The organism is Clostridium fermenticellae, from assembly GCF_003600355.1.
In the GTDB taxonomy this organism is placed as follows: Bacteria; Bacillota; Clostridia; order Clostridiales; family Clostridiaceae; genus Clostridium_AV; species Clostridium_AV fermenticellae.
Map to the genome: position 1 here is coordinate 1632160 of NZ_CP032416.1, position 13239 is coordinate 1645398.

The window sequence follows — 13239 nt, forward strand, 5'->3', positions numbered from 1 at the left end:
GAGGCAATATATTTTAAAATATCTAAATTTTAATTAATCTTTTCAACATGATTTTGCATACCGTATCCCGGAGCATAAATATCCATACCTGTAACTTCATTTTGTGAATTTTTATCAAATGTAATATCACCGTCTAAAATCCTTAAAAAGAACTTATCAGATCCTTCTGCATAAAGTTCATATTTAATACTATCAGCATCTGAAGAATAATATAAATGTCCACCTTCATTTGTAATTAATATATTCCCCGAATTTTCAATTCCATATTTTCCGGCATATTTACTCAAGGCACTGCTGTCAATATTTATAACCTTTCTAGCCTTAGGCATATCATATCTATTTCCAAGTACTATATTAGAGAGATTATATGTAAGAGGATTTATACTATAATATCCATTGTTGGTAAGTATAATTATAGTTATTCCCTTATCCGTATAAAAAGCTATATCACTCGTATACCCTAATACATTACCGCCATGAAAAATTTGATGCCCATTGTTTCCATCAGCTACCATCCAGCCATATCCATAATATATACCACTATCTTTCGCCATCTCAACATATTTTGAAAATATCTTATTCATTGTTTCTTTACTTGCAAGTTTATCCGTACTAAGTGCAGCACTCCATCTATACAAGTCTTCCGTTGTGGAATATAAATTTCCTGCTCCATGAACTCCATCCACTACAATTTCATCACTTACCGGTATTACATCCAAATATCCCTGGTAGCCATTTGAATTATACATTTTTTGTTTTCCCATATACGCTATACCGGTATTATTCATGTTAAAAGGTTTAAATATATTTTTCTCGAGATAGTTTTCATAGCTCATTCCACTTACTCTTTCAACTATATACCCAAGCAATAAATATCCCGAATTTGAGTATTCAAATTGAGTTCCAGGTTTAAAATCAAGCGGCTGATTTTTAAAGAAATTTATTGCAATATTTATATTCTGTAAATCTTCAGGCTTCATTTCTAAAAAACCGGGTATTTCATTTAAACTTTTAATACCAGACGTATGTGTAAGTAAATTATATATTGTTATTTCATCGCCATGTGGAAAATCCGGCAAATATTTTGAAAGCTTATCCTGTTCACTTAAAAGTCCCTTTTCTTCAAGCTGCATTATTGCCATTGCAGTAAACTGTTTTGTCATTGATCCTATTAAAAATCTAGTCTGAGGTGTATTTTTAATATTTTGTCCAAAGTCGGCCATGTTATAGCCTTTATTTAAAAGTATGTCACCATCCTTAGCAATCAAAACACTACCGTGAAAATTATCTGATTTCTGAAGTGCCGTTAAATAGTCATCTAATTTTGTAGCAATTATTTTATCTTTTGTATAAAACAATTGCTTATTTAAACCTTCTTCAGTATTCCTTTCCATATCATATATGCTGACAGTATTATTGTCACTATCAAAATCAACTAATTCATTAAGAATTAAACTTATAAATTCAAGTGGTGCAAATACTTGTCCATTGTCTAATATTGGTGCAGTAGAAAGTTTCACAAGCTTGCCATTTACAATTATGTTTTTATCCATATTATTAAAATTAATACTTAGACTGGAAGTCTTTATAATAATATTCTTTCCTTTAATCCGAATTGCAGCATCATTATCTATTTGTTTTAAAATTGGAGCAAGTGGTATAAAAACTTTTGAATCAGAATCAAGATATGGTTTATGATCTAATTTAAGAATGTTTCCATTTACCTTTACCACAATTTCACTTGTATCTTGCTTAACCGTGCTTATAGCTGTTCCTGTCGTTGAAGCACTGACACTAGCAGGTAATGTAAATGTAGATGATGTTACAAGTACAAGTATTACAAGAAGATCTGCTATACGTTTTCTAATCATTACACATAACCCCTCTCAAATTTTAAAATCAAGGGATATAATATTATACATACTTATTAAATTCATAACATCCCCTATCACTAGATAATACTGATATTACCATCTAATAGCATATATGTCAATGCATGTAGAATTTATAACTTAAGCTTGGAATTACAAACCCTATATGAAGCATAAATGTATTAAAATAAGAATCATCCTATAATCTTGCCACTATTTACATCTATTAGTCCTTTATCAGTAAGACGTATCTCTGGAATAACTGGAAGTGCCAGAAAAGAAAGTGTTAAAAATGGATCTATCCCTTCCTTTATCCCCATACTCCTTGCAAGCTTAACCATATCTTTTACCTTGTTTTTAACCGTATCACTATCAAGCTCACTAATAAGCCCGGCAACTCTAAGCTGAAGTGCATCAATCACTTTACCACCTGATACTATGACATAACCGCCCTGAATCTGTTTTAAATGATTTACTGCCTTAATTATATCTCTATCATTATCACCTGCAGCTATTATATTATGTGAATCATGTGCCACTGTGGTTGCAATTGCAGCGCTTTTTATTCCAAATCCCTTTAAGGGTGCTGCCGATACATTATGAGTTTTTCCATGTCTTTCAACTACACACAGTTTAGAGTATTCATCATTTGGTATAAATACATTATTTTTACCCGGGATATTTTCAACAATATGTTTTGTCGTCAATTGGTTCTTCATAAGTCCTATAATATCGTTTTTTTCTCTTAGTTCAACCTTTAATTTGTCCTCGGTTATATCTTCAAAATAAACTGTATTCAAAAGTTCCTTATTAGGCGTCACATGCTTAAGTGAATCCAGGTATTCACCATTTACAATATGTCCGTCCTTCAAAACACAATCTATATCCATATCTTTTAAATCTTTGGAAACAATAATATCTGCAGCATAACCAGCAGCAATAGCACCATAATCTTTAAGTCCATACGCCAAAGATGGATAATATGTAGCCATCTTTATTGCCTTTATTGGTGATACCCCAATTTCAATAGCCTTTTTTACATTATAGTTTATATGTCCTTCTCTCTCTATATCATCCAAATGCTTATCATCCGTACAAAACATACATCTTTCAAATGGAAGTCCGTTACTTAAAATTCCACCTATTATTTCATTTAAATTTCTTGCCCCGCTGCCCTCTCTTATGAGAATATAGAATCCTGCCCTCATTTTTTCTATAACTTCATCAGTTGTTGTAATTTCATGATCATTATCTATACCTGAAAGTCGATAACACTGAAGTTCCTTGCCCGATAACCCAGGTGCATGTCCATCAACTATTTTACCTTCAAATAAATTAAGTTTGTCTAGTATATGCTTTTTTGATTTTACAACATCTCTAAAACACATAACTTCTCCAAGTCCTAAAATTCGTGGATTTTCTTTATATCTAACCATATTCTGAGCTAAAAAATCACCTGCTCCATTAGTTTCAAATTCTGTAGCTGGAACAGATGAAGGAATCATTATATATATATTAACAGGTGATTGTTCTACAGCATCTATTAAGAAATCAAGCGCCGCCTCTCCTTTTACATTAACCATTTCATGTGGATCTGCTATTAAAGTGGTAGTACCAAACTTCAAAATCACCTTTGATAATTCATTAGGCATTACCATTGTTGATTCTAAATGCATATGAGCATCAATAAAACCAGGCATTATATATTTTCCCGTACAATCTATTTCTAGATTACCACTATAATTTCCAATACCAACAATAGTTTTACCAACTATTGCTACATCAGCTTTAACTATCTCTTCAGTAAATACATTTATTATATTTCCTCCCTTTAAAACTATATCTGCATCTTCAATTCCATTGGCCGCTTTCTGCTTCTTTAAAATATCTATCATTTGATTTATCCTTTCAAAATAATTTTATATTTAATTATATATATGAATTTATTTTTGTCAATTTAGAGTTATCAAAACTAATTATATTTATCAAATTAAATGATATAATAATATTTAATAAATTTATAATTACACTGCGAAAGGATCTTTCAGATTATGAAAAATAATTTAAAAATATTACCAAATACATTTAAAGCTGATAAACCTAATGATTTATGCTGCCTTTTTTACAGTTGGCGGATTTTTTGGATGTAAATGTAAGTACGGTATCAAAAGCATTTAGACTGTGTGAAATGAAAGGACTACTATCAACTACGGTCGGAAGAGGTACTTTCGTTTCCTATGATGCGCCATACAGCGGCAATCTAATGATACACCATGATAAAGATGATGTGATTAATATGGGACCTACTGCGCCGGAACCATCGGGTAACGCGATTTTGCTGAATATGGCCCAAGAAATGTTGAGTGAAACAGGAGCTGAACGACTATTCAGCTACTTTGCACCCGGTGCCGACGAATGGCAAAAAGAAGCCGCCGTTCAATTGATGTCCTATTGTGGGCACCATACGCAGCACGACCAAATTCTTTTTGCCGGAGGGGGGCAAAATGCACTTACTGCTATTTTAGCCGCAATGTTTCATAAAGGAGATAAAATTGCCGTAGATGCCCATACATATCCGGGGATAAAAACGGCCGCTATAATGTTGGGAATACATCACCGGCTCGGGCGGTGCGTTTATCCATTTGCGCGCCCGATAGTTTGGAACAATTAGAACAAGAACTTCAAATTAAGGTACATTTAAAACTTTTTCTATAAATCTTGACGGAGTGCTGTTAAAAATCTTAAAGTTCTGGATACTGTCTGAGGTACGAGTTTATCCAGGCTTTTTAGATTTTTAACAGCACAAGTCTTAGATTTATAAAAAGTTTTAACGTGCCAAAGCCTTACAGTATTTCACGGGAGTAAGAATTCTACTTATGTGTTTAGAGCAATGCTTAATTTGCTTCAGTAAAAGAAACTTGGGCGTAATAGGTATTGCCATTTAATATAGCTGTCATATCTACATTTACAGTTTCTCCAGGAGCTGCATTACCCATTGCAAATGAAATTTTAGTGGTACCATCACTTCCTATAACACCAGAACTTGAAACTGAAGCATTTTTATATTTTGCTGTAGCATATATGCTTGCTCCTACAGGTCCTGTCACTGTTATATATACAGTCTGTCCCATAGTAGGTTTAGTATTATCTACTGACGCAGTAATCTTCGCATTGCTGATATCTGTATTAGATTCAGTTTCTATATCAGACTCAATAGCGGCTGCCAGGGGCTGTATATCTGTATTCTTGACTTCAGTCACAGGTATAGTTAAAAATTTTGACGGTTTCTTACTCGAAGAAACTATTGGAGTTGAATTACTTGCATAAGTATTTGAAACATTTTGAGCATTTGAACTCTGAGAACTTACATTATCTATTTTTGATTGAGAATTATATAATAAAAATGTTAATCCAAAATATAATATAGAAGAAACTGCAAGAATTATACCTGGAACTCTAAATTTTTTATTTATAAATATTAAGTATAATCCTGAAATAAACAACAGAACAGCTGCAATTAAAAATATTAATTGAATCAAACTAGTATGATACATAACATCCTCCAAAATAATAAAAGTATATAATACAGTTATTTACCTATCTACTTTTTTTTCGTAGTTTATCAATTAATCTTTATTTTACAGCAATATTTATCTAATGCCCCAATTATCAGATTTATCTATAATCCACATATCTCCATTAAAAATCAATTGAATGTTTGCATACATATAAACTTTATCATTAGAAGTATAATCCTTAATTATTAAATATATTCTGTTATTGTAAATTTTTTGGGATACTATATTGGAATTTTTTACTATTACTCTAGGTTCTGGATTGCCATACAGCATATAGTATTTGCCATCAATTCTTTTAAAAATATATTTAGATATCTTATCTATAAATTCATCTGTATAATAGTTTTTTAAATTATTATTTTGGACCAAATAATTATAAACAGAACCGTATTTTTCTATATTTTCTTCAACTCGTGCATAACTTTTACCTGAAATATTTACACATTCCTTATAATCAACCTTTATTTTTAAAAGTTTTCTAAATGCATTATCACTCTTTATAAGAATTTCCTTTATTTTATCATTAGAAACAATATTATTATTTTGGAAATCATAATTCCTATCAAAGATATCAGCATGAACTATATCAATATTTTTGCCACCTAAAACAATTATAAGTACAATTCCAATAACCACAATTTTCTTCATTAATATTCCTCCAACATAAAAATAAAAAATTATTTAAAAGGCTTACGAAAACCCTATAAATATATAGTTAGAGATTTATTTTAAAATAATTCAATGAATATATTTCCAGATAAATTTAATGTTATAATATATAAGAACTTAAACTTAGGAGGACACTTTTAATGAAAATGATATTTTTTGATACAGAAACTACTGGAATACGTCCCGGTAATATATGTCAACTGAGTTATATACTTGTTGATACTTATACAAAACCTAATAAAACTACAGGTAACAATATTTTTTTCAAAGTAAACTATGTTGAACCAGGTGCAGAAAAAATTCATGGCTTTAGTGTTGAAACCTTAAACAAACTAAGTCATGGTAAAAATTTTAAAGATCAGTTAGACAAATTTTTATATGATTTTAAAAATGCAGATATTTTGATAGGACATAATGTAAATTTCGATATAAAATTTTTATCTACTGAACTCAAGGAATGCAGCGAACAGTTAATTCCAAAACATACCTTCTGCACGATGAATTATTACAAAAATATATGCAATTTAAAAAACAAATATAATGAATGTAAAATGCCAAAGCTTGAAGAAGTTATAAAATTTCTACATATAACAAATTCTGATATAAATGCATTAAGTAAAAAATACTTTAAAGGCAGTGGAAACTTTCATGATGCCAGATTTGATACAACAGCAACATATCTCACCGTCACTGAAGGAATTAGAAATGGTTATATACCAAAAAGATATTTCTCAAATATGCTTAAAAATGAAATAAGTACTGATTAAAGCACAGTACTTATTTCATAAAATGAATTACATAATAAGGGGAACTTATTATATTCAAATCATCTAAAATTATTATTATGTTATATATTTTACATGGATATTGTTACAGTAATGTGTCATATATGTTAAATAATTATTTATTTTATAAACAATTTATAAACAAAAAATTATTTTTGACTAAGCTGTCTTTCACGCTTTGAAAATACACATCCACAATAATTTTGCCTATATAAACCATATTTATTTGAAAGTTCTATTGAACGTTTATAACCATCCTTCTTCTTAAAATCGGAGTACAAATATTTTATATTATATTCTTTAGATAAACTCTCGCCTATTTCATTTAATTTTTGTGCATTTTTATATGGGCTTATTGATAAAGTTGTTGTAAAATAATCAGATTTTAATTTTTTTGCCATCTCTGCAGTAGCAGATAGCCTAAGTTCATAACACCTAAAACATCTTAAGCCACCCTCATGCTCATTCTCAAGCCCTTTAGAAATATCAAAAAACTTTTTATTGTCATAGTCCCCTTCTATAAAGTTAACTTTATATTTAGTTTTTATTGAATTAATAAAATGCTCCTGTTCTACTTTACGTTTCAAATATTCATCACGAGGATAAATATTGGGATTATAATAAAAAACTGTTATCTTAAAATATTCAGATAAATATTCAATAACATAACTACTACATGGAGCACAACAGCTATGCAGCATTAATGAAGGGATTTCACCATTTATGTCCACCTTTTTTATGATTTCATCAAGTTTCTTCTGATAATTTATATTCATACAATTCCCCTTCCAATAACTCAAATTGTTTTACAATACTATATTATATTTATATATGACACAAATATCAAATATTTTATGTTATAATTAATTTTTACAATACTATAGGGTTTATAATTCCAAGCTTAAGTTATACGTAAGCTGACATTTCCAAAATGTAGGCACATTAAAAAATTTTTTAGCAAGTCTTAGTGAAGTATTTTTGAAAATCTTAGTAGATTTTATATGTTTGAGCCTGCGAGTTTATAAAATCTGCTTAGATTTTTATAAATACAAACTTAGACTTACTAGAAATTTTTTACGTGACGAATTTTGGAAGTGACAGCTGGAGCATAAGTTAAACTTGGAATTTACAAACCCTATATAATGACCAGTATTTCTTATTAATTTAATTGGAAAATATATAAATATAGATATATAAAGAGAGTTAAAATAGAACTAACTTAGCAAGGAGCGATTGTACAATGAATAACTTAAAAGGACAAGATTTATTGAGAAACCCTTTTTTAAATAAAGGTACTGCTTTTACAGAAGATGAAAGGATAAAATACAATCTTATCGGACTTTTACCAAAAAAAATAGATAGTATAGAAGACCAGGCAAAAATAGTATATGAAAGATTCAAATCATTTGAAAATTCGCTTGAAAAACATCTGTTTCTAATGAATTTGTATGATATTAACCGTACATTATTTTATTATACAGCCGGAAAACATGTTGTAGAATTCTTACCCATTATATACACCCCTACTATAGGCGATGCAGTAATGAATTATTCTGATAAATTTGACACACCAAAAGACGCTGTATTTCTATCAGTGGACCAACCTAAAAATATAAAGGAATCAATACTTCAGGCTGCCAGCGAATTAGATGATATAAAACTTATAGTTGTTACAGATGGTGAAGGAGTTCTTGGAATAGGTGATTGGGGAGTACAAGGCGTAGATATTGCAATAGGCAAGCTTGCAGTATATACAATCGCTGCCGGGGTAAACCCGAAAAATGTATTACCTGTTGTAATAGATGCTGGAACGAACAATAAAACCTTGCTAAACAATCCAATGTATTTGGGTAATAAGTTTGAAAGGGTTACCGGACAAAAATATGACGATTTCATAGATAAATTTGTGAATGTATGTCTTAAATTATTTCCTGAAACTTTGATACATTGGGAAGACTTTGGTCGTGGAAATGCAAGAAGAATTCTTGAAAAATATAAAGATACCATTTGCACTTTTAATGATGATATTCAGGGAACAGGCGTAATGATGGTATCTGCTTTAAATGCAGTGGCAAGAGTTACAAAAATTCCTGTAAAAAATCATAGAATATTGGTATTTGGTGCAGGTACCGCCGGAGTTGGAGTATGTGATCAAATACTTTTGGAAAAAATAAGAACTGGACTTTCGTGTTATGAAGCTAAAAAACAATTTTATCTTGTTGATAGAAATGGTCTAATTACAGATGATATGAATGATTTAACAGAAGGGCAAAAAAAATACGCCCATAAAAAAGAAGAATTTAAAACCTCGTTAAAGGATCTAATTAAAATAATAGAAGAGGTAAAACCTACTGTTTTGATCGGAACCTCTGGAGTACATGGTGCATTTACAGAAGATGTAATAAAAGTAATGGCAAAAGTAAATGATAAGCCGGCAATTTTGCCTATATCAAATCCTACCAAACTTGCGGAAGCAAAAGCTTCAGATATAATAGAATGGACTTGTGGAAAAGCTTTGGTTGTAACCGGAGGTCCATCTGACCCTGTTTATTATAACGGAATAAAATATGAAATAGGTCAGGCTAATAATGCCCTTTTATATCCCGGACTCGGGCTTGGCATAATAACTGCAAAATCAAAAGTAGTTACAGATGGTATGCTTTCTGCTGCTGCACATGGTATAGCCTCACTTCAGGATTTATCAAAACCTGGAGCTCCCCTTCTGCCGCCAGTATCAAATTTAAGAATTGCATCAAAGCTTGTTGCAACAGCTGTTGTAGAAGCTGCAGTTAAAGAGAATATTAATAGGGCCCCTATATCTGATGCAGAAAAAGCAGTTGAAGCTGAAATATGGGAAGCAAAATACAATTAAATTTCAATGCATGCCTTATATGCAGAACATTTATAGGTTTTGTAACTGAAAGCTTAACTTATGCTCCGGCCGGGATTTCCAAAATACGTCACGTAAAAAATTTCTAGTAAGTCTAAGCTTGGAATTACAAATCCTATATATTGAATATAACAAAGGATGTGTAAAAATGAATTTGTTAACCGCTGAAAATATAAGTAAAAGTTATGGTAATAAAACCTTATTTGACAAAATATCTATAGGAATAAATGATGGGGATAAAGTAGGCATTGTAGGTCTTAATGGAAGTGGTAAATCAACTCTCTTAAAGGTACTCGCAGGTTTTGATATACCAGATGACGGCAAAATAACAAAATCAAATGAAGCTTCAATAGGCTATCTACCACAAAACTCCGACTTTACTACCAGCAATTTAACAGTACTTGAACAGGTTTTTAATGGTCATTCTCCTGTTATGAACCTTTTAAGAGAATATGAATATACACTTAAAAGGATTAGAGAAAATCCATCTGATATGGAACTTCAAAATAAATTTTTTGACTTAAACTCAAAGATGGATGCTAGTAATGCCTGGGAGATTGAAAGTCAGGCAAAGACTATACTTACAAAACTTAAAATAAATGATTTTGATGCCAAAATTTCGACATTATCCGGCGGACAAAAAAAGCGAACGGCTTTAGCTTCTGCCCTCATAACGCCTTCAAACATATTGATGTTGGATGAACCCACAAATCATCTTGATGATGAAACCATAGAATGGCTTGAGGAATTTCTAAACAATAGAACGGATTCACTTATTATGGTAACACATGACAGATTCTTTCTAGACAAGATAACCAACAAGATATTAGAACTTGATAAAGGTAATATATATAATTATATCGGAAATTACAGCACTTATCTTGAAAAAAAGTCAGAAAGACTTGAAAAACAGAATGCCAGTGAAAAAAAGAGACAAAATCTTATAAGAAAAGAACTTGCATGGATAAGAAGAGGTGCTAAAGCAAGGAGCACAAAACAAAAAGCCAGAATAGAACGATTCGAGACCTTGCAGGATAAAAAAATACTCAATGATAATTCAGATCTCGAAATTACCATTCAAAGTACACGGCTCGGGAAAAAAGTTATAAATATTGATAATATAAGCAAAGGCTTCGGGGATAAAATATTAATAAAGAATTTTTCTTATAATATATTAAATGATGATAGAATTGGTATCATTGGTCCTAATGGAACCGGTAAATCAACCTTCATGAATATTTTAAATGGTGACATAGCTCCCGACCATGGAATTTTAGATATAGGTGAAACTGTAAAAATAGGTTATTACTCTCAGCAAATTCCAGACATGGATGTAAACCAAAGAGTAATACAATACATACAGGATTCAGGACGATATGCTGTATCAAAAGACGGTCAGAAAATAAATGTATCATTAATGCTTGAAAAATTTTTATTTGATCCATCTGTTCAGTGGACACAACTTTCTAAACTTTCCGGAGGAGAAAGGAGAAGGCTTTATCTCCTAAAGGTTCTTATGAAGTATCCAAATGTACTTTTATTAGATGAGCCGACAAATGATCTTGATATAGAAACTCTGACAGTTCTTGAAGACTATATAGAAGGCTTCAATGGTGCTGTAATAACAGTATCACATGACAGATATTTTCTAGATAAAACAGTTGATAAGATATTCTCATTTGAGGGAAATGGCAAAATAACCGAATACACTGGAAACTACTCTTATTTCCATCAGATAGAAGCTGAAAAAAAACAAGATACTGCTCCCACTAAAAAGGTTACTAAAAAAATTTACAATAGAGTAAATACAGAAAAGCCATTAAAATTCACATACAATGAACAACTTGAATTTAACGAGATAGAAAGTATCATCGAGGATTTAGAATACAAACTTGATGAAAAGAAAAAAGAGATGCAGGAAGCTTCATCTAACTATGAACTTTTATCTAAACTTCTGGAGGAGAAAAATAATCTGGAAACTGAACTTGATAAAAAGATAGATAGATGGACCTATCTAACCGAGTTAAATGAAAAAATTAAAGCAGCCAAAAAAAATAGGTAGAAAACATCCTTTTAACTTTGGATGTTTTCATCCTTATTAATGTGCAGCAGAAAAACTATGATGCACCTTCGAATGCATTTTTTTACAAAGCATTTCATATACCCAGAGGGCATTTATGATAAGCAGTATACTAGTAATAATAAAAACATATTTTATACCAAAATGTGAAGCTATTTGCGCTCCAAAAATCGAACCTGAAAATGTTCCCAGGTACAATGCCGACATATTAAATCCAAATACTCTTCCTGTTAATGAATCTGGTGTTATCTTTTTTACCATTGTATTTACGGACGGAACAAGTCCCGCTGTTGCAAGTCCGAGTACAAAACGAAGTATCATAAGCTGCTCAGGATTTTTTACAAATGCCTGTGGTATAAAAATAATTCCCGCCGCCAAAAGTGCTATTGGCATTACTTTTTCAGGACCTACCTCATCTGATATTTTACCAATCTTAGGTGCTGCCAGTATACTTGCAAGTCCAGAAGCTGAAAATGTTATTCCTGCAATAAGTGCTATATGAACCGAACTCTTGGATAGTTCAGATATATACACAGTTATAATAGGTTCTGCAGAATAACATGCAAGCTGAAGCATAAAAGATGTAACAAACATAACAACCATCAAATCCGTACGCGGCAATTTTTCCCATATATCCTTTATACCAAGATCCTTTTCGTTTGAAGGTACAAAATCTTCTTTTACAAATAAAAATGCTGTAATAAATGCGATCAGAAGCAGAATACTCATTATAAAAAATACATTTCTCATACCAAATACCTCTTCAATATATCCGCCGAACATTGGCCCTAAAAGCGAACCTGAAATTGTAGCTGTTGAAAGTACTCCAAGTGCCCATCCTGCATGTTTCTTTTCAGTTTGCGTTGCTATAAGTGTAGTACATGCAGTGCAGTATCCAGATATTGTTCCTTGAAGCATTCTAAGACCTACAAGTTCATATACATTTTTTGCAAATCCCATACCAAATACAACTATAGCCATACCCAAACTTGCTCTCAAAATCATTGGCTTTCTTCCTACTCTATCCGCAACATGTCCCCATATTGGAGAAAATATTGCTGAGATAACATAAGTTACACCAAAAGCTATTCCAGATATCTGTTCTATAAAAGATGTGTCATTAATTCCAAAATGCTTTATATAAATAGGTAGTATAGGTGCAATCTGACTTAACGCTATCATAGTAACAAAACTTCCAAACCAGCATACTATTAAATTTTTCTTCCATAACTTCAATTATAAAATCCTTCTTTCTAAATTCTACGCCTCGTATAAACTATTTATTAAATTCCTTATATATTGTATATCAATTATATCTTTAAAAAAAGCCTCATTTTCACTTAAACTTAAATTCAAAGCTTACTTT

Annotated in this window: 10 protein-coding genes; 4 read left to right on the forward strand and 6 right to left on the reverse strand. The window is 31.1% G+C overall.

Translation table 11 applies throughout. The features are described 5' to 3' along the window. Window positions 1-29: 29 nt before the first annotated feature. Entirely contained in the window at window positions 30-1871 is a 1842-nt protein-coding gene (locus tag D4Z93_RS07605) for a serine hydrolase (protein ID WP_119972067.1), read from the reverse strand. A 194-nt stretch (window positions 1872-2065) separates the two neighbouring features. Further along, the gene (gene ade, locus D4Z93_RS07610; protein WP_119972070.1) at window positions 2066-3766 is read right to left on the reverse strand and encodes an adenine deaminase; all 1701 of its coding nucleotides are present in this window, start codon (window positions 3764-3766) and stop codon (window positions 2066-2068) included. Window positions 3767-4011: 245 nt separating this feature from the next. On the opposite strand from ade, the gene D4Z93_RS07615 reads away from it, so the two are divergent. After that, a complete protein-coding gene (locus tag D4Z93_RS07615; RefSeq protein WP_162920276.1) occupies window positions 4012-4542 on the forward strand; it encodes an aminotransferase class I/II-fold pyridoxal phosphate-dependent enzyme in 531 nt (176 codons plus the stop codon). 223 nt (window positions 4543-4765) lie between these two features. On the opposite strand, the gene D4Z93_RS07620 is transcribed toward D4Z93_RS07615, so the two are convergent. After that, a complete protein-coding gene (locus tag D4Z93_RS07620; RefSeq protein ID WP_119972077.1) occupies window positions 4766-5425 on the reverse strand; it encodes a hypothetical protein in 660 nt (219 codons plus the stop codon). A gap of 96 nt (window positions 5426-5521) precedes the next feature. Next, a complete protein-coding gene (locus D4Z93_RS07625) occupies window positions 5522-6097 on the reverse strand; it encodes a DL-endopeptidase inhibitor IseA family protein (protein ID WP_119972079.1) in 576 nt (191 codons plus the stop codon). 161 nt (window positions 6098-6258) lie between these two features. Between D4Z93_RS07625 and D4Z93_RS07630 the strand changes: the two genes are divergently transcribed. Further along, window positions 6259-6885, forward strand: coding sequence for a 3'-5' exonuclease (locus D4Z93_RS07630; RefSeq protein ID WP_119972082.1), 627 nt, complete (start codon window positions 6259-6261; stop codon window positions 6883-6885). 167 nt (window positions 6886-7052) lie between these two features. Here the strand turns inward: D4Z93_RS07630 and D4Z93_RS07635 are convergent, their stop codons facing one another. Further along, window positions 7053-7679, reverse strand: coding sequence for an epoxyqueuosine reductase QueH (locus D4Z93_RS07635; RefSeq protein WP_119972084.1), 627 nt, complete (start codon window positions 7677-7679; stop codon window positions 7053-7055). Between the two features lie 464 nt (window positions 7680-8143). Between D4Z93_RS07635 and D4Z93_RS07640 the strand changes: the two genes are divergently transcribed. Then, on the forward strand, window positions 8144-9775 hold the full coding sequence (locus D4Z93_RS07640; RefSeq protein ID WP_119972087.1) for an NAD-dependent malic enzyme: 1632 nt from the start codon (window positions 8144-8146) through the stop codon (window positions 9773-9775). Between the two features lie 166 nt (window positions 9776-9941). Continuing rightward, window positions 9942-11855, forward strand: coding sequence for an ABC-F family ATP-binding cassette domain-containing protein (locus tag D4Z93_RS07645; RefSeq protein ID WP_119972090.1), 1914 nt, complete (start codon window positions 9942-9944; stop codon window positions 11853-11855). A gap of 36 nt (window positions 11856-11891) precedes the next feature. Here D4Z93_RS07645 and D4Z93_RS07650 read toward each other — a convergent pair whose 3' ends face one another. Next, the gene (locus D4Z93_RS07650) at window positions 11892-13109 is read right to left on the reverse strand and encodes a multidrug efflux MFS transporter (RefSeq protein WP_119972093.1); all 1218 of its coding nucleotides are present in this window, start codon (window positions 13107-13109) and stop codon (window positions 11892-11894) included. Between the last annotated feature and the right edge of the window lie 130 nt (window positions 13110-13239).

Coding starts and splice junctions, on each gene's coding strand:
- D4Z93_RS07640 (WP_119972087.1), top strand. CDS start 8,144: ATGAATAACTTAAAAGGACAAGATTTATTGAGAAACCCTTTTTTAAAT.
- D4Z93_RS07605 (WP_119972067.1), bottom strand. CDS start 1,871: ATGATTAGAAAACGTATAGCAGATCTTCTTGTAATACTTGTACTTGTA.
- D4Z93_RS07645 (WP_119972090.1), top strand. CDS start 9,942: ATGAATTTGTTAACCGCTGAAAATATAAGTAAAAGTTATGGTAATAAA.
- D4Z93_RS07625 (WP_119972079.1), bottom strand. CDS start 6,097: ATGAAGAAAATTGTGGTTATTGGAATTGTACTTATAATTGTTTTAGGT.
- ade (WP_119972070.1), bottom strand. CDS start 3,766: ATGATAGATATTTTAAAGAAGCAGAAAGCGGCCAATGGAATTGAAGAT.
- D4Z93_RS07635 (WP_119972084.1), bottom strand. CDS start 7,679: ATGAATATAAATTATCAGAAGAAACTTGATGAAATCATAAAAAAGGTG.
- D4Z93_RS07630 (WP_119972082.1), top strand. CDS start 6,259: ATGAAAATGATATTTTTTGATACAGAAACTACTGGAATACGTCCCGGT.
- D4Z93_RS07620 (WP_119972077.1), bottom strand. CDS start 5,425: ATGTATCATACTAGTTTGATTCAATTAATATTTTTAATTGCAGCTGTT.